Origin of the sequence: Thermosynechococcus sp. Uc, from assembly GCF_029335995.1 — a bacterium.
Lineage (GTDB): Bacteria > Cyanobacteriota > Cyanobacteriia > Thermosynechococcales > Thermosynechococcaceae > Thermosynechococcus.
On the sequence record NZ_JARJMS020000044.1, the window covers coordinates 1 to 16,993 of the forward strand.

At 51.9% G+C, this 16,993-nt stretch carries 17 protein-coding genes; 8 read left to right on the forward strand and 9 right to left on the reverse strand.

Annotated features, from left to right (window positions below):
* The 3 genes from P3X23_RS05065 to P3X23_RS05075 all read left to right on the forward strand — a co-directional run.
* Positions 1–555: retropepsin-like aspartic protease (locus P3X23_RS05065; protein WP_300873763.1), on the forward strand; the 555-nt coding region annotated here is incomplete at its 5' end.
* 536 nt (positions 556–1,091) lie between these two features.
* Complete coding sequence (rdgB, locus tag P3X23_RS05070; protein ID WP_300873766.1) at positions 1,092–1,676, forward strand: RdgB/HAM1 family non-canonical purine NTP pyrophosphatase; 585 nt, start codon at positions 1,092–1,094, stop codon at positions 1,674–1,676.
* Between the two features lie 277 nt (positions 1,677–1,953).
* A complete protein-coding gene (locus P3X23_RS05075) occupies positions 1,954–3,006 on the forward strand; it encodes a hypothetical protein (RefSeq protein ID WP_300873768.1) in 1,053 nt (350 codons plus the stop codon).
* On the opposite strand, the gene P3X23_RS05080 is transcribed toward P3X23_RS05075, so the two are convergent.
* From P3X23_RS05080 to P3X23_RS05110, 8 genes are all read right to left on the reverse strand, one after another.
* Complete coding sequence (locus P3X23_RS05080; RefSeq protein WP_300873769.1) at positions 3,003–5,219, reverse strand: glycosyltransferase; 2,217 nt, start codon at positions 5,217–5,219, stop codon at positions 3,003–3,005. The genes P3X23_RS05075 and P3X23_RS05080 overlap by 4 nt on opposite strands.
* Positions 5,220–5,263: 44 nt before the next feature.
* The gene (locus P3X23_RS05085) at positions 5,264–6,496 is read right to left on the reverse strand and encodes an HlyD family efflux transporter periplasmic adaptor subunit (protein ID WP_300873772.1); all 1,233 of its coding nucleotides are present in this window, start codon (positions 6,494–6,496) and stop codon (positions 5,264–5,266) included.
* 148 nt (positions 6,497–6,644) lie between these two features.
* Positions 6,645–7,118, reverse strand: a complete 474-nt coding sequence (locus P3X23_RS05090) for a tRNA (cytidine(34)-2'-O)-methyltransferase (protein ID WP_300873775.1) — start codon at positions 7,116–7,118, stop codon at positions 6,645–6,647.
* 27 nt (positions 7,119–7,145) lie between these two features.
* Positions 7,146–7,952 (reverse strand): acyl-ACP--UDP-N-acetylglucosamine O-acyltransferase, encoded by an 807-nt coding sequence (gene lpxA, locus P3X23_RS05095; protein WP_367186521.1) that lies wholly within the window; start codon positions 7,950–7,952, stop codon positions 7,146–7,148.
* A gap of 12 nt (positions 7,953–7,964) precedes the next feature.
* Positions 7,965–8,426, reverse strand: a complete 462-nt coding sequence (gene fabZ, locus P3X23_RS05100; protein WP_300873780.1) for a 3-hydroxyacyl-ACP dehydratase FabZ — start codon at positions 8,424–8,426, stop codon at positions 7,965–7,967.
* A 557-nt stretch (positions 8,427–8,983) separates the two neighbouring features.
* The gene (locus P3X23_RS05105; RefSeq protein WP_300873782.1) at positions 8,984–9,118 is read right to left on the reverse strand and encodes a hypothetical protein; all 135 of its coding nucleotides are present in this window, start codon (positions 9,116–9,118) and stop codon (positions 8,984–8,986) included.
* Positions 9,066–9,257: a glycosyltransferase gene (locus tag P3X23_RS11955; protein ID WP_367186520.1), complete on the reverse strand. Its 192-nt coding sequence runs from the start codon at positions 9,255–9,257 to the stop codon at positions 9,066–9,068. Before P3X23_RS11955 ends, P3X23_RS05105 begins: the two co-directional genes overlap by 53 nt.
* A gap of 11 nt (positions 9,258–9,268) precedes the next feature.
* A complete protein-coding gene (locus P3X23_RS05110; protein WP_300873784.1) occupies positions 9,269–9,478 on the reverse strand; it encodes a hypothetical protein in 210 nt (69 codons plus the stop codon).
* 176 nt (positions 9,479–9,654) lie between these two features.
* Between P3X23_RS05110 and hemL the strand changes: the two genes are divergently transcribed.
* Positions 9,655–10,953 (forward strand): glutamate-1-semialdehyde 2,1-aminomutase, encoded by a 1,299-nt coding sequence (gene hemL, locus P3X23_RS05115; RefSeq protein WP_300873786.1) that lies wholly within the window; start codon positions 9,655–9,657, stop codon positions 10,951–10,953.
* Here hemL and P3X23_RS05120 read toward each other — a convergent pair.
* Positions 10,944–13,079 carry a HAMP domain-containing sensor histidine kinase gene (locus P3X23_RS05120; protein WP_300873789.1) on the reverse strand — a complete coding sequence of 712 codons (2,136 nt, stop codon included), beginning with the start codon at positions 13,077–13,079 and terminating at the stop codon, positions 10,944–10,946. The two genes, hemL and P3X23_RS05120, sit on opposite strands and share 10 nt — an antisense overlap.
* Before the next feature lie 113 nt (positions 13,080–13,192).
* Here P3X23_RS05120 and P3X23_RS05125 point away from each other — a divergent pair, with 113 nt between their 5' ends.
* The 4 genes from P3X23_RS05125 to P3X23_RS05140 all read left to right on the forward strand — a co-directional run bounded on the left by P3X23_RS05125 (position 13,193) and on the right by P3X23_RS05140 (position 16,934).
* The gene (locus P3X23_RS05125; protein WP_300873791.1) at positions 13,193–14,044 is read left to right on the forward strand and encodes a circadian clock protein KaiA; all 852 of its coding nucleotides are present in this window, start codon (positions 13,193–13,195) and stop codon (positions 14,042–14,044) included.
* A gap of 5 nt (positions 14,045–14,049) precedes the next feature.
* The gene (gene kaiB, locus P3X23_RS05130) at positions 14,050–14,376 is read left to right on the forward strand and encodes a circadian clock protein KaiB (protein WP_300873794.1); all 327 of its coding nucleotides are present in this window, start codon (positions 14,050–14,052) and stop codon (positions 14,374–14,376) included.
* A 76-nt stretch (positions 14,377–14,452) separates the two neighbouring features.
* Positions 14,453–16,009, forward strand: coding sequence for a circadian clock protein KaiC (gene kaiC / locus P3X23_RS05135; RefSeq protein WP_300873797.1), 1,557 nt, complete (start codon positions 14,453–14,455; stop codon positions 16,007–16,009).
* 4 nt (positions 16,010–16,013) lie between these two features.
* Positions 16,014–16,934, forward strand: coding sequence for an NAD(+) kinase (locus P3X23_RS05140; RefSeq protein ID WP_300873799.1), 921 nt, complete (start codon positions 16,014–16,016; stop codon positions 16,932–16,934).
* The last annotated feature ends 59 nt before the right edge of the window (positions 16,935–16,993 follow it).

Consider the following 16,993-nt stretch of genomic DNA (forward strand, 5'->3'; position numbering starts at 1 on the left):
ATCGCCAATCAAGACTGGGCAACAGCCGTGAAAATTCTCGAGCAGCTAATTCGCGCCCATCCCCAGGAAGCACCAGCCCTTGCTCGCTATCGTCAAGAATTGCTACAACTGCAACAACAACCCCGAACTCCTGCTCCATCAACGGCAACCGCAGTTCCTCAGCCTGGGGGCATTGTCCCTATCCGGCGGCGAGAAGGAGGCATTCCTGTCATTCAAGTGATATTAAATCAACGTCTGCCCGTTGAGATGCTCGTGGATTCGGGCGCCAGTATGACCGTGATTACGCAACGCATGGCACGGGCTCTAGGCATTACCCCTGCTCAGGTGGTGGACAATCGGCTATTCGATACAGCCAATGGTCCAGTGATCTTGCCGGTCGTGTATGTCCAATCCATCAGCGTTGGGGGATTTCATCGTAAGCAATTGCCTGTTGCTGTGGCCGGGCCTGAAATGACTCTTGGACTTTTGGGGCAGGATTTTCTCCAGCACTTTGATGTCAGTTTGCGGCAAGATCATATCCAGTTGCAGCGTCGTCCGCTTCCAACAAAATACTGAACATTGCTGTTCAGCACTGGAACTTGCTGACGCAAGCCCACTGAATTGAGCCGACAACAAAGACAACAAATTATCAGTACTAGTTTTCTGCTTCCTCTGCCCCTAACTCGTAGGCCATCGTTTTGACGTTCCGCCGCCAGAGCAGCCTCCATACGGGCAAGGACGATCGGGCTGACCACCGACGTATTCAGATTCCTGTCGCCGCTCCATCCGCAACTTGGCTCTCTGAAGACCGCAGTCCTCCCTAAGCTTTTGGGAATCGCACGACACCGAGCGCATGCCTTACAACAACCACTCACTCACTTGAATCTTGGGAAGCGTGCCTGCTTGGCAAAGAAACCGTTAAAGCCAGGGATGAGGTTGCGCAGTACTTGTTGGGGAACCGATTTGGAAACGTTCTAGTCTCAGGGATTTGAAAGGTCAAGTTCTGTGTTGGAGGAGAGGAACTTGGCGTGATTGTACCCAAGACTTGAGGTGTAGGCATTGACAAACGATGTACACTATTAATTGCCATCATTGAAGTCCAGCCCTAAAAAATGCCCATTCTTGCCCAAGCTGTCTTGGCCAGTCACAATGCCGGTAAGGTCAAGGAGTTTCAAGGCTGGTTAGCGCCGTGGATTGGGGCACTGCTTCCATTGCCGCCCACAATTGAGATTCTGGAAACGGCTGATTCCTTTGTGGGCAATGCCTGTTTGAAGGCCAGAATTGCTGCCCAGCAAATGGGAGAGTGGGCGATCGCGGACGATTCGGGATTAGCGGTTCGTGCCCTCCGAGGAGCACCGGGCATCTATTCGGCTCGCTATGGAGCCACGGATGCTGAACGCATTGAGCGTCTTTTGCGGGAAATGAGCGGTGTGAGCGATCGCGCGGCTGAATTCATTTGTGCCATTGCCCTCGCCCGTCCCGACGGCACCATTGCTTTTACCGCAGAAGGACGTTGCCTAGGTGAGATTTTAACAACGCCCCGTGGTCAGAACGGTTTTGGCTATGACCCAATTTTCTGGGTACCTCGCTATCAGCGCACCTTTGCTGAGATGAGTCCGACGGAAAAACAACAGGTGAGTCATCGGGGTCAGGCGTTGCAGCGGCTGCGGGAGTATTTTCAGGACTTTAATCCGTAGATTTACTGTTGTTTGCAGCAGACCTTTAATTTTAAGCTGACCGCAGTAATGTCTCTCAACTACTAGGTGGCCACCCTGCACAGAAAGGTCTCCTCCTGCCAATGGCATTCACTAATGCTCTTTATAGATAGAAATTGATAGGGAATATGCTAAAAATAAGAGGGCATCGCAGGCGCAGTGGCGGGCAATTCTCTTGCCGTGATTTAGAGCAACAACTATGGGCGATCGCGAATTAATAGACCAATTTATTAAAGATTTAATTCGGAAAAATTCGCGAATGCTCTCGAATCGGCACCTACGCGTGGAAACAACATTTGATGAAGTTCAGTTAATTTCTTACCGGGATGGCATGGTTGCTCGGGTGAAAACAGATACGCCCACCCTTGCCATTGAAGTACGGGATACGTCCCCCTATCGGCCTCTAGTTCAAGAGGTGATGCTAGATTATGAAATTTTTCAGGTAGGTGTTGGCCAAACCCCCGGCTTTCTACGTTATGAACATCGCACTGTTCCTGAGGGCTATAGGCTTCAATACACCGAAGCGGGAGTACTCTGGAAAGATCGCTGGGCACGAGGCAGGCGACGTAATATTCTTACGGGGGGTGGCTCCTTCGGCATGGACGCAATGATTCTCTATCGCGGCACTTGGTACCCCATTCAAAGTGTCATTGCCGCCAATGGCTTTGTTGCCATTCGTACCTTAGGGGGAGAAGTCACCTACAGTGCCTCTGACTTTCTTGTGTGGCTGAAAAAAGAAGAGAAAGATATTGCAGAGAGTCCCAGTCAGATCATGGCCTACAAACGTGGAGAACGCATGGGAGAAATTGACAGCGCTCCCACCCAAATCCTAGAGGCCACAGAAATGATGGCTCCTAAACCCCATGGTGCTGAAGCAACACCCATGCCATCCCCTGCTGACGAACCAGCGGCCAAGGAACAAACTGTAACTTTACCCCCAGCGCCATCAATCCTTGCGGCTGCAACCCCAGCCTCTCCTGAGCCGCCACCACCGGTTGAAGCGACTCAAGGGTATCCAGCGGCGAACTATGAGCACTCTGTCGGCTATCCCTACCCCAACTACGATTACTCCCAAGGGTATCCAGGAGCGCACTACGAGCACTCCGTCGGCTATCCCCATCCCAGTTATGGGCAGCCATCTCCATCTCAAACCTACCAACCCATTGATCCCAACGTGCAGATGGCTCTCACGTATCTCCAATCTGGTTTAGCCTATCTGCTGCAAGCTGAGCCGAAAAGTGCCAACATTCGTGCAGCAATTCAGAGCACCAGTAGGGCGATTCAAAACCTCCTCACACTCCTCAATGGCTAGCGGCTCTCGGCTAAGGGATGTAATCGAAATAGACTTTGGAGCATGGCCCAAGCGGTTTTTAACTCAGGGGCGCGCACCTCTTGCCACTGACTTGGTTGACAGTACAGGTAGGGAATCAAGCGGCGCTGCTGCGCCAAAGAGAGTTCCGCAAAAAGCACTCCCAACGCTACACGTCCCCCTTTCTCTTGACCTGATTTTCGAGGCAAGGGGGCACACCAGCGAATGGTTACCGGCACTGTTAGGCCAGCCAGCTCACTGGGAGTAGAAAAGGACAAATGACCTTCCGCTTTCCTCAAGCACTGGGTCATTTCTTGGCTAGAGAGTTCTTCAGACCACAGGTGGAGGCGTGCACCGCTCTCACTAATGTCGAGAGTATGGCCGCTGTAGGTTTGGCCATTCAGGTTTAGCTCACAGTTTTCCGCAGTCTTCGAGAAGTAGCAGAGTTCGCGGCGATCAAATCGGGTAAAACGCCGTTGGGGCACGTCAATAGCCACCATGATTGAGATCAGCAGCAGCCCTAAATTATAGACACTCCAAAAGAGATTGACTGTCAAGCTATCGGGGTTGACAACCGTGTCCTGGAGAGGGCGGCTGCGCCAGAGGATACCTAAAATTGTTAGGGCAGCAACAGCTACCAGCGGTCGAATTAGCGGCCAATTGGGGTTGATACGGTGGGGATCAATGATCCCCTTGGGTGTGACCTTAAAAGTTTTGCCGCGAGGTCGAATTATCGTGCGCACAATAGTAATTGCCATGGGAAAAGCCAGAATTGTTTCATAGACATCAGACCAAAAAGCGGAGCGGCGCCCCTCAGTAAACCAGGCGAAACTCAAGGCATTCCCAACGTAGTAAGGCAAATAAAAGTAAAGAATTTCATTGATTGTGGCTCGCAGTGGGGCAGCTCCAAATAGCAGAAACGTCAGCGGAACTAGTAGGCAAATGACGCGTGACAGAGCCAAAAACCAATAAACAATGCTCAAGGCGTGGGAAAAACGCTGACTGAATCCCAAATTAGGCACTGTAAAACAGTTGCCACCCACAAACAACATTTGCAGGGTGCCCTGTCCCCAGCGCAGGCGCTGGTTTACGTAAGCGCTAATGGTTTCGGGAGACATGCCAGCAGAGAGAGCTTCGTTGAGGTATTTCACCCGATAGCCTAAACTTTGGAGCTTCATGCTGGTCATGTAGTCTTCCGTAATCGTATCGGTGGGGATGCCGCCAATTTCGTCGAGGGCGCTGCGACGAATGACAAAACAGGTGCCACAGCAGACCACTGCATCCCACCAGTCACGACTGGGTTGGATAAAGCGGAAAAAGAGGCTCTGCTCATTGTTGACAATGCCCTCTAACCCCAAATTGACGCTAATTGGGTCTTCGTTAAAGAAGTGCTGGGGCGTTTGCACCAAGGCAGTTTTGGGGTCTTGGAAAAAGCCAATGGTACGGTTGAGGAAATTGCGACAGGGGGTAAAGTCGGCATCAAAGACGGCAATAAACTCGCCGCTGAGGGTGGGCAGGGCATGGTTGATATTGCCTGCTTTGGCGTGACGGTTGTCGGGGCGATCGCGATATTCACAGCCCAATTCGGCAGCCAAGGCACGCACGTGGGGACGGCGGGTATCGTCTAAAAGATAAATGCGTTTGTTGGGATAGTCCATTGCTTGGCAGGCAATGACCGAGCGGCGGAGAATGTCCACGCCCTCGTTGTATGTAGGCAGAATTACATCCACCCAAGGTTGGTACTTGCCACTGACTACATCCTGCTCGTAGCGATCGGCCTCTGGGCTGCGGTTGATTGTAAAACTACAGTGAAAAAAGAACGCCAACGTGTTGAACACCATCAGGAGTTCTGCCAAAAAGAGACTGACGGAAAGGATGCCGTTAATGGGATCATCGAGGTTAAGACTATAGAAGACTCGCCAGAGTTCATAGCGCACCCCAAAAAAAAGGGTTCCGCCCGTAAGCAGGAGCCGAGCTAGGGTAGTGGGCTGCGGCCAGAGTTCTTTAATCAGTAAAACAATTGCTCCCCATAGACAAGTCGGTAACAGCAGTGCCTCTAGGCTGGTGCCCTCTGTGCGAAAGAGAGCCTTGCCGGCATTCCAAGTGCCCAAAAGGTTGGGGAGGAGGTTTCGCCAGTCAAAAGTCCAGAGTTGAACGGCTGCAAAGGCTAGGATAGCCAACAGCAGCAGCGTTGTTGTAGAGTGTTGCTTTTTCAATAACATGGGTTTTGGGAACTACACAATGATCGAAAACAGCACAATTAGGAACGAGCATCAAAAACAACCTCTACACTTTGGCCTACCCCACAAAACCGCTGAGCACTTAATTCTGGTGGTAACTGGTTCAAGGTAACATCCACCGCCAGTTCGTTGCGCACCAGATCTGGAGGGGGTACAGCAACGGTTTCCCCCACTACAACTTTTCCCGGCCCACCGCGAATGGCACGTACCCATCCCGAAATTCGGCGATCGCTCCCATCTAGCAAGCGGACAATCGCCGGTTGACCGACCCGAAGGCGGGCATTCTCTCGCTCAGCCACAAGAGCCGTTGCCCAGACATCGTTGCAGTCCAGAACCTTGGCAACGGGATCACCAGCGCTAATGGGAATACCCAGCGTACCGCTTTTGTGGATCACTGACCACACCACACCGCGAATTGGCGACTGGATGCGAGCTAAACGCTGCAGTGCCAACTGTTGCTTGATATTGGTAATTTCTTTCTTTAATTCTGCAATCGTTGCCTCCACTTCAGCAATTTGCCCTTCAATGTTTACGACTTCAATTTGCAGGTCAATCAGGCGAATTTGGGGAAAGCTAAATGTGCGAGCTGAATCCAGTTGTAAGCCCTTGCGAAAGGCTTCTAGGTTTGTTTGATAGCGGCGCAGCTCCGCCTGTTTGTTTTTAACCACCTGTTCTGCTTGGCGAGCGTTGTAAACGGCTTCATCTGCTCGCTGCTGGGAAACAGCTCCTTGGCGCACCAACTGGCTGTAGCGCTCTGCCTCAAGGCGGGCAAGAGTAAGTGCCTCTTGCGCTTCCCGCAGTTCTGCCAATGCCCGCTGGAGTGCCTCTTGGGCAAAGCGAACCTCCAGACGGGTTTGCTCCTGCTGGTAATGACTGAGTTCAGCAATTAGCTGTTGGCGACTGCGGCGTTTTTGCAACAGCACTTGGCGCTGGCGTTGGGCAACGGCTAGGCGGGTCTCCAAGTTTTGGCGATCGGTCTCCAGTTGAGGATTGCGCTCATTTTCAATTCGACCTATTTCCTGACCTTTGCTGAGAAGCTGGCCGGGCTGTAACGGATACAAAATAAGGGTGCCGGGAATTCTGGCATAGATGTTGAGGAGGGTGCCGTTGAGGTACCCTACGCGGCTAAAAACTCGCGTCTGTCGCTGCCAAAGGAACCAAGCTGCCGCTGCCACTAAGGAGAAGATAAACAACAGGCGCAACGCGCGAAAGAGTTGCTGGCGCTGAATCTGAATGGAAATCCCCTTGAACAAAAGCGCGGAACAGAACCGCTGGGTCAGCTTCACAGGACTGTCTGAGACAAAGAACAGCTCTAGCCTATAAAAAAATATTTAGCTGCGGCAACTGTCTGCCATCTTGTTGAGGTGGCACTCAAGACTGAGGAACGGCATTTTGCTGGGTTTAGATTAGAGAATGGCGATGCGCAGACAATAATTGGCGATAGACTTCCATAAGGGCGATCGCCACCGCAGCTGAGAGGTTCAAACTTCGCACTGCCGGCTGCCACATGGGAATTTTCAAGAAGGCATCACAGCTTGCCAATACGTCAGCGGGAATGCCATCGGGTTCACTGCCAAAGACCAGCCAATCACTCTCAGCAAACATAAAGTCCCAGTAGATCTGTTGTGCGGAAGGCTCAAAGGCAACAAGACGCCCTGCGCTATGGGTAGTTTTTAGGAACGTTGGCCAGTCGGGGTGACAGTAGAGCGTCACATAGGGCCAATAATCTAAACCTGCTCGCTTGAGGTAGCGATCGCTCAGTTCAAACCCCAAGGGCTCAATCAAATGCAGCGGTGTTTGGGTCGCAGCACAGGTGCGGGCAATATTACCCGTATTCGGGGGAATTTGGGGATGAACAAGCACTACAGCAGGCATGGCATTGAGCAAGTGGCAACTGGAGAGTTAATCCGTTGTCCCCCGACCACTGGGGGTTAAGCCGCGCCGTCCCTCTTCGCGAGCATAGATCAAAAAGCGCTGTAGATGCTCTAAATGCTCGGAAGGTGGCAGGGTTGCCAGTTGGGCGATCGCCTGAGCAAGGGGCAACTCACGACGATAGAGAATCCGAAACGCTTCCTTGAGATCGCGCATTTGCGCCTCAGTGACCCCTGCCCGCCGCAGTCCCACTTGATTCAGAGCACGAACCCGCGCCGGGTGACCCTCCACTAGCATGTAGGGAGGCACATCGCGATCTACCCGTGCCATTGCTCCCACCATGGCCAAGCGACCAATATGGACAAACTGGTGAATGCCCACCATACCCCCAATGCGTGCCTTTGATTCAATACAAACATGGCCGGCGATTGAGGCTGCGTTCGTAATCACCACCTGATCCTCAATCACACAATCATGGGCTACATGGACATAGGCCAGCAGCAGATTGTGGTTACCAATGATTGTGGCATCCCCTTCACCATTGGCGCGGTTAATCGTCACAAATTCGCGAATGGTGTTGTAGTCACCAATACGCAGAGCACTATGGGCACCTGTATATTTTTGATCCTGAGAGGCTGTACCGATAATCGCTCCCGGAAAGATACGATTGCCCACCCCTACCTCTGTTGGCCCTTCTATAATTACGTGGGCACCAATTTCAGTATGGGCACCGACACGCACCTGTTCACCAATCACGGCATAAGGGCCAACCCGAACTGTGGGGTGTAGCTCGGCACTGGGATGGATGACAGCAGTAGGATGGATGAGCGTTTGCATCATTGATCGTGACTAGTCAACTAGCGAGAACATCATCTCGCCTTCACAGACCAATTGACCATTTACCTCAGCCCGACCTTGCATCTTGCCGATGCGCTGCTGCTTGACAACAAGAAGCTCAGCCCGCAGGATTAATTGATCTCCAGGCACGACGGGACGGCGAAAGCGCACCTTATCAATTCCCGCAAACACGGAAAGCTTATCCTTGGCCCAGTTCATCTGCATGAGGACAACGCCACCCACTTGGGCAAGGGCTTCCACAATGAGCACGCCTGGCATAATTGGGCGACCGGGAAAGTGTCCTTGAAAAAAAGGTTCGTTGATCGTGACGTTTTTCAGCCCCACGGCATATTTTTCTGGCACGTAGTCAATGATCCGATCCACTAGCAAAAAAGGATAGCGGTGGGGAAGCAATTGCTGCAGATCGGTGACTGTCAGCACAGGGGTCGGTGGGGAGTCAGTCAACGTTGGCATAGGGATTAGGTGTCGGCTTCAGATCAAAGATATAAACAAATCATAGGCGAGAATGGTTGCCTAGTGACATACTCCCAACCCCTCACGCTGCGCGTAGAAGGCGGGCTTTTCCAGTCTTTCCACCTTCATGTTTTATAGTGAGCCGATGTCCTAGGCCCACTTTTTGCTGAGCAATGCAGAGTTTCGCAGGCTGCGGGTAAATAAGTTTCATGGAAAGTCGGTGTTTCGGAATGAGTCCTACTTCATCGCCCGTGGCGGAGCGGTCAAGTGGTCCATTGAGCAGCAAGACTCCCCTTGGGGAAAGGGCGGGGCTTGCCGCCGATGAGCTAAGATGAAAGCAGTACGCGAATCCCCAACAGACTGCCATGACAACTAAATACCTAAAGATTCCGGAGGCCTCCAACTTCAATCAGGCCTTTGCCAAAGCGACGCAGCAAGTGGGGCATATTCTGCCGGTCGATCGCGCCATTGTTGTCAAGTAAAAGCTAGAACAACACCACTGGATTCCTTTAGTTAGAATTGGGTGATCCAGCAGGAATTGACGGCGAAAAGCTGCATTATTTAATAAAGTAGTCCGCCGCTGGTTCCATTTGTCTTCCCTCGCTGTCCTGTGGAAAAATGAGCGCCATGGCTGTGCGGTCAATACCAGCTCCATGAATGGCGGTTTCCCCGCCCCCACTTAATCTGTTCACCGGCTGTAAAGCTCATCAACATCCTGCGCAACCAACTGCGCTCAGAGCAACAGTCTGAATCACAATATACAATCACTTCATCCGTTGCCTTCTCCGCTGCCCACATTTTCACCTCGTAGTAGCCAAGCTCCTTGGGCACCGCACAAAATATCAGCCAAGGGTAGGCAGCGGCCAGTTGCGCAAGATCTGCTTGGGCGCATCCCCTGTTTCCAAGACCAAGACTTCATTGGCGGCAGTGGGGGGTAAATCTTGGCTAGCAAGGGACTGGAGGGCACGATGGAGTCCAGCTATATCTGCATTCGCCAAGTTCTCAGTTTCCAAGATGATGGAGAAAGTTGGCAGAAGTAGGGTGGAGGACATAGAAGACCTCTTGCAGAGGTAGCCGTTCTGTGGATATAAATCCAGTGTGATTCTCCCAAAAACCATAAACGAACCGCCAAGACTGTAAAGAATTGCAACATGTGTCCTTCTAGGGTTAAGGAGCAAAAGAATTGCCTATAATACTTTGAGCACGCCAATGCTTGAGGGAGTTGACGTTGACCACGACCGTTCTTCAAACTACAAAATCCCAAGAAATTTTTGCCGCTGCCCAAAAACTCATGCCCGGTGGCGTCAGTTCACCCGTGCGTGCCTTTAAGTCCGTCGGCGGCCAACCCATTGTTTTTGATCATGTCAAAGGTGCCCATATTTGGGATGTGGATGGCAACCAATACATTGACTATGTGGGGTCGTGGGGGCCGGCAATCGTTGGCCATGCCCATCCCGAAGTGATTAATGCTCTCCATGCTGCCCTTGAAAAGGGAACCAGCTTTGGCGCCCCCTGTGTACTTGAGAACATCTTGGCGGAAATGGTGATTGCCGCTGTCCCCAGTGTGGAGATGGTGCGCTTTGTGAATTCCGGAACTGAAGCCTGTATGGCAGTGCTGCGGCTAATGCGTGCCTATACCCAGCGGGAAAAAGTAATCAAGTTTGAAGGCTGCTACCACGGCCATGCCGATATGTTCTTGGTCAAAGCAGGGTCGGGGGTAGCCACCTTGGGCTTGCCCGATTCTCCTGGCGTACCAAAAGCCACAACCGCGGCCACATTAACGGCACCCTACAACGATCTCGAAGCCGTCAGTCGTCTTTTTGCACAGTATCCCAATGACATTGCGGGTGTGATCCTTGAACCCGTGGTCGGGAACGCTGGCTTTATTCCCCCGGATGCCGGCTTTCTCGAAGGGCTGCGGGAACTGACAAAGCAGTACGGTGCCCTCTTGGTGTTTGATGAAGTAATGACAGGCTTTCGCATTGCCTATGGGGGCGCTCAAGAAAAATTTGGCGTCACACCGGATCTCACTACCCTCGGAAAAGTAATTGGCGGTGGCCTGCCGGTAGGTGCGTATGGGGGTCGTGCTGACATTATGAAGATGGTGGCGCCCGCAGGGCCGGTGTATCAAGCAGGTACCCTCTCCGGCAATCCCTTGGCAATGACAGCAGGAATCAAAACGCTAGAAATTCTCAGCCGCCCTGGCAGCTATGAACAACTGGATCGGATCACGGGCAAGCTAGTGCAGGGCTTGTTAGAAGCTGCACGGGAATTTGGCCACGAGGTTTGTGGTGGCCACATCAGTGGCATGTTTGGTCTATTTTTCACCGCCGGTCCGGTGACCAACTATGAGCAAGCTAAGCAGTCTGACTTGAAAAAGTTTGCAGCCTTCCATCGCGGCATGCTGGAGCAGGGAATTTATCTTGCGCCGTCGCAGTTTGAAGCGGGCTTTACCTCCCTTGCCCATACTGAGGCAGATATTGAGCGCACTATTGCGGCAGCGCGGACAGTGTTGAGTCAGCTTTGAGGTTTGACGGTGGCTGCAAGGAGCACCACCTCCATTAAGTCCTCAAGGTTGAGGCAGGGAAAGACAGCCACATTCCCCAATTGATGAATGGCTCGACTACTCTCTTCTGTCAAAGTAACGATGGGCAATTGTTGTAGTTTTGGATGATTGCTAAGATGGACGACCTCGTCAGCGGGCAAATCCCAAATCAGAACGTCGGGTCGCCAAATGTCTATGAGTAGATCTGCTTGTTCTAGGTCTTCTGCTTCGAGGAGTCGCAGGTGGGGTAAGTTGATCTGATGGCCTAAACCAAGGCGGAGCACCGTTTGATTGGGCAGGGGACGCCCCAATGATCCTTTTGGGGCTGGTGGCGCCAAACGGGGAAAGCACCAGCGATCAAGGACATCAATCAGCAGACTCGGATGGCTATTCAAGGGCAGCCGTTGTACAAAACCGCTCAAGCCCAAGGGAATGGCTTCATCGGACAAGATGATCAAAGGTACAGTTGCAGTGAAGGAGCTGGTGGCAAGACTCTCAACCACATCGGCCAAAATGAGACTACTGGCGGGGCGCACGACAATTGCAGTGGGTTGCAGTTGTTCTAGTTTATCAAGGGCTTCAAGGGGATGGCGAGCGATGATATAGCCGTAGTGATTGTGTCGCAAGGCAGCAGTGGTATTCATAATCCATGGGGCATCATTACTCACCACGAGAATCAATTGAGCTGTAGTGGGTAACTCAGGGGGAAGTTCCTCAGCAAAGGGCAGCAGCACTGTCCACTCACTAGAGCTGTCAGCTTGGGCAATAAAGGAAAGCTCACCATTGTGGAGCCGACAGAGTTGGCGCGCTAGCATCAGCCCCATTGTTACTTCAGCGTAGTCCTCGAGGCATTCGTGCAGCAGGCGATCGTGATCCTTGAGAGGAATGCCGTGTCCTTCTTCCCACAGTTGTAGAACCAACCAATTTTGCCAGCGACTCAGGCGCAGTCCATAGCGATCGCCGGGAAAGAGCATCAGCCACCCTAGAAGGTGGGCAAAAATCTGCCGTAGCCGCAGAGGATCGCCGTGGAGATATATATGGCTCAAGGGCTGATCAATGTGCCACTGCCACTGCCACCCCGGCGCACTCAAGCGGTAGAGGTGCTCGGCCAATTCCTGCGATCGCAACCACAGGCTGGCCAGTTCCACCGTTTCCCACTGCAGTTCCAACTCGCGCCAAAGAGCACGGGTATAGTCTTGCCATGCCTGAATCAGGCGATTCATTTGCCAGCCGCTGCGTTGAATAAGGGCAAGGTAGTCCTGTTGTTCTGATGACAGGGGCTGCTGCCACAGGAGCTGGGCGAGACTGAGAATGGCAGTTAGGGGATTTTTCAGTTCATGGCCCAAACTCAAAAGTAGGCGTTTTTGCTGATGGAGACGCAGGTGCTGCAAGTGGCTAGAAGTTCTCGGCTCCGTCTTTGCTCCCTGTTGGGCAAAAACGAGCCAATAGCGATCGCTGGCCACGGCTACATTACTCTTTACCTGACCCGATTCTAAGGAGGTGAGATGCAAAGGAATCGAACACACTTGCCAGGGCGATCGCCCTTCGAGGGTCTGACAATTCAGACCCTCAAATTTGGACTGGACAAGAGGCAAAAAATCCGTGAAGTGTTCTGCCCAAGCACAATTGTGCCAAATGACGCTGCCTTGAGCGTTTTGAATTTGGATTGGCAACGGCAATTGTTCAATGACCTCCAGCCACGGCAAAGGGGGCTGACAGGCCCAGTAATGCAGTAACTTTTGCTGATCTAGCAGTCCCAAAAAGGAACCCGCTGCATCCACAACCGCAACATAGGCTGGCATCTGGGCTTGGCTGCGCAACCATCCCTGAAACTGTAAGAGCGTCCACGCTGCGGGTACGGCCACCACGGGCAATCGCCAAGAAGCCGTCACACTGCCCACCACTAAATTGGCTAGCTGCTCTTCTCGCTCCAGACTTAACGCCAACCGCCACCCCTGCACCACCCCTAGGGGAGCCTGCTGATCGTCAACAATGACGATTGCCTCTGCGAGTGTTTCTTGCCAGCGTTGATATACCTCCTTCAGACAAGCAGTTGCCGTCACTGCTGGGGAGGGTTGAGCAAAGGACGCTAGGACTAGGGAATCCATCAATCATTCCTATGGGGTGTGAGGAAATGGCAACACTCCTTCAGAAAACACTGCCACCACTAGCGAGAAAGTGATAGGATGCTATCAGATGCAAACTCAAGTTCTGAAAGCACGTGGCGCAGTCAACCGCACTAACAATCTGTGGCTTAGTTTACTCGCCCGCTATTGGCCAAGAATTGGTACGTTTGCATAAGTCCGACATTGATGAACTAGTTTACTTTTCCAATGAAAGAGAGTTTTGCACCTATTTAGAGCAACGACGAAATAGTATTGCTTGTTTAATTTTAGAATGGGGAGAGGACACGCCGCAAATCATTACGTATCTTCACCACAGCGCCACCCTGTTGCCCGCCATTCTAATTTTTCCTGCCGCACCGTCTCCTCCACCCCCTGGCCCTCACTACCATGTGGCTGAAGTTATTCTTACTACCGAGCATCTGCATCAGCTTAACCAGCAAATTGAAGAAGCCATTGCCGAATTTGTAAAACTCTGCCCGGGCTGTGCAGTGCCTCCCCACGTCATGTTTCGCATGCCCGCCCTCAAAGAGAGTAGTAATGTCGATCCCCAGCACCGTCTCTCCCAAAAGTTAAAAGAGCGACTCGGCTACCTTGGGGTTTATTACAAGCGGGATACCGCCTTTTTCTTCCGTCGTATGTCCGCCGCCGATAAACGCAAGCTCCTCGACGAATTACGCTCAATTTATCGTACTATTGTCCTTGAATACTTTAATACTGATGCCAAAGTCAATGAGCATATTGACGAATTTGTTAGTAAAGCATTTTTTGCCGATATTTCCGTCGCTCAAGTCCTAGAGATTCACGTCGAACTCATGGATAATTTTTCTAAGCAGCTTAAACTTGAAGGTCGCAGCGAGGACGTTTTGCTCGATTATCGCCTGACACTGATTGATGTCATCGCCCATCTATGCGAAATGTATCGTCGCTCAATTCCGCGTGAGGTGTAACCCCTATGGCTCCTCTGCGGAAGACTTACGTTCTCAAGCTCTACGTTGCTGGCAATACCCCCAACTCCGTGCGTGCCCTTAAAACCCTTAACAACATTCTTGAAAAAGAATTTAAGGGTGTCTATGCCCTGAAAGTAATTGATGTCCTGAAAAACCCCCAATTGGCTGAGGAGGATAAGATTCTGGCCACCCCAACCCTCGCCAAAGTCTTACCACCACCGGTGCGCCGTATCATTGGGGATTTATCGAACCGTGAAAAGGTGCTTATCGGCCTCGACTTGCTGTACGAAGAGATTGGTGAGCAGTTCGACGATGAACTCGGACTTGAATAAGCGCAGCGGTTAAAATATCTCAGTTTAGAATAACATTTTGGAATTTTTTGCAGAATACTTACTCTAAAAATCTTCTATGACGAACCTACCAGAAAGTCAGCTAAGCACCCCTAGGCAGTCTCCTGCGGAAGTTAAGAAAATCCCAACGATGATCGAGGGATTTGACGACATTAGCCATGGTGGACTCCCCCAAGGACGCACCACACTGGTCAGTGGCACCTCAGGAACCGGAAAGACGCTTTTTGCGGTGCAATTTCTTTATAATGGCATCACAATTTTTAATGAAGCAGGCATTTTTGTCACTTTTGAAGAGTCCCCCCAAGACATTATTAAGAACGCCCTCAGCTTTGGCTGGAATCTCCAAAGTCTTATTGATCAAGGGAAGCTGTTTATCCTCGATGCCTCACCGGATCCCGACGGCCAAGAGGTGGCGGGAGATTTTGATCTATCGGCACTCATTGAGCGCATCCAGTATGCCATTCGCAAATACAAAGCCACCCGTGTCTCAATTGATTCGGTGACCGCTGTTTTTCAACAGTACGATGCGGCTTCAGTGGTGCGGCGGGAAATCTTCCGCTTGGCGTTTCGCCTTAAACAGTTGGGGGTGACAACAATCATGACCACTGAGCGAGTGGATGAGTATGGCCCTGTGGCGCGGTTTGGCGTCGAAGAGTTTGTTTCTGACAATGTGGTGATTTTGCGCAATGTCCTTGAGGGGGAACGGCGGCGGCGTACGGTTGAAATTCTCAAGCTGCGGGGCACAACCCACATGAAGGGGGAATATCCCTTTACGATTAACAATGGCATCAATATCTTCCCCCTAGGAGCCATGCGTCTGACCCAACGCTCCTCGAATGTGCGGGTCTCCTCTGGGGTTAAAACCCTCGACGAGATGTGTGGCGGCGGATTTTTCAAAGATTCAATTATTTTGGCCACGGGGGCAACCGGCACAGGTAAAACGCTTTTGGTCAGCAAGTTTCTGGAGACGGGGTGTCAACAGGGAGAACGGGCACTGCTGTTTGCCTATGAAGAATCGCGGGCGCAATTGTCGCGAAATGCCTCCTCTTGGGGCATTGATTTTGAGGAGCTAGAACGACGGGATTTGTTGCGGATTATTTGCGCCTATCCAGAGTCGGCGGGGCTAGAGGATCACTTGCAAATTATTAAATCTGAGATTGCTGACTTTAAGCCGTCGCGGGTAGCTATTGACTCTCTATCTGCCTTAGCACGGGGGGTGAGCAATAATGCCTTCCGGCAATTTGTAATTGGTGTAACGGGTTTTGCCAAGCAGGAGGAAATCACGGGCTTTTTCACCAACACGACGGATCAGTTTATGGGGTCAAACTCAATTACTGAGTCCCATATTTCTACAATTACAGACACCATTTTGCTGTTGCAGTATGTAGAAATTCGGGGTGAAATGTCGCGGGCAATTAACGTCTTTAAGATGCGGGGGTCTTGGCATGATAAGGGCATCCGCGAGTATGTCATCACTGAGAAGGGAGCGGAGATCCGCGATTCTTTCCGCAATTTCGAGGGCATTATCAGCGGTACCCCCACCCGCATTTCGGTGGACGAAAAAACCGAGCTAGCACGCATTGCCAAGGGAATGCAGAACCTAGAAAACGAGTAGCCCCATGCAGTTGAACCAGGTCATTGTGGTGCACAAAGCAGGCGATCGCCAGAGCAAGGAATGGGCGGATCGCGCCTCCCGGCAACTGCAACAGCGGGGTGCCAAGGTGCTTGTAGGTCCTAGTGGTCCTAAAGACAACCCCTACCCCGTTTTTATGGCCTCAGTGACAGAACCAATTGATCTGGCTGTTGTTTTGGGAGGAGATGGTACTTCCTTAGCAGCAGCACGGCATTTAGCTGCGGCGGGGGTGCCGATTTTGGCGGTGAATGTGGGGGGGCATCTCGGATTTTTGACAGAGCCGCTGGAGCTGTTTCGCGATACGGAAGCGGTTTGGGATCGCCTTGAGCGGGATGAGTATGCCATGCAACAGCGGATGATGCTACAAGCTCAAGTCTTTGAGGGGTCAAAATTGCATCCTGAGGTTGTGGGCGATCGCTACTACGCCCTCAATGAAATGTGCATTAAACCCGCCTCTGCTGATCGCATGATCACCTCTCTTTTGGAAATGGAAATTGACGGCGATGTGGTGGATCAGTATCACGGCGATGGGTTGCTGGTGGCCACGCCCACCGGCTCTACTTGCTATACGGTGGCCGCCAATGGCCCCATTTTGCATCCAGGAATGGAAGCGCTTGTGGTTACCCCCATTTGTCCTTTGAGTTTGTCGAGCCGCCCGATTGTCTTGCCTGCGCGCTCTTCAGTGAGCATTTGGCCGTTGGAGGATCACAGCTTGAATACCAAACTGTGGATGGATGGGGTACTGGCCACCTCCATTTGGCCGGGACAGCGGGTTCAGGTGACGATGGCTGACTGTCAAGCCCGCTTTATCATCCTGCGAGATCACTACTCCTTTTACCAGACCCTGCGGGAGAAGTTGGCTTGGGCAGGAGCGCGGATTCCCTATCACAACAATCACCGCAACTAGATCACAAGGGGACTGGGGGACGCAATTTATAATGGGCGCATTCCTCACAGGTCTTTAGC

Bases quoted from the DNA above. Each gene is read 5' to 3' on its own strand.
- rdgB (WP_300873766.1), top strand. From the start codon at position 1,092: ATGCCCATTCTTGCCCAAGCTGTCTTGGCCAGTCACAATGCCGGTAAG.
- P3X23_RS05075 (WP_300873768.1), top strand. From the start codon at position 1,954: ATGCTCTCGAATCGGCACCTACGCGTGGAAACAACATTTGATGAAGTT.
- P3X23_RS05090 (WP_300873775.1), bottom strand. From the start codon at position 7,118: ATGCCTGCTGTAGTGCTTGTTCATCCCCAAATTCCCCCGAATACGGGT.
- lpxA (WP_367186521.1), bottom strand. From the start codon at position 7,952: ATGCAAACGCTCATCCATCCTACTGCTGTCATCCATCCCAGTGCCGAG.
- fabZ (WP_300873780.1), bottom strand. From the start codon at position 8,426: ATGCCAACGTTGACTGACTCCCCACCGACCCCTGTGCTGACAGTCACC.
- P3X23_RS05110 (WP_300873784.1), bottom strand. From the start codon at position 9,478: ATGTCCTCCACCCTACTTCTGCCAACTTTCTCCATCATCTTGGAAACT.
- P3X23_RS05120 (WP_300873789.1), bottom strand. From the start codon at position 13,079: ATGGATTCCCTAGTCCTAGCGTCCTTTGCTCAACCCTCCCCAGCAGTG.
- kaiB (WP_300873794.1), top strand. From the start codon at position 14,050: ATGGCTCCTCTGCGGAAGACTTACGTTCTCAAGCTCTACGTTGCTGGC.
- kaiC (WP_300873797.1), top strand. From the start codon at position 14,453: ATGACGAACCTACCAGAAAGTCAGCTAAGCACCCCTAGGCAGTCTCCT.
- P3X23_RS05140 (WP_300873799.1), top strand. From the start codon at position 16,014: ATGCAGTTGAACCAGGTCATTGTGGTGCACAAAGCAGGCGATCGCCAG.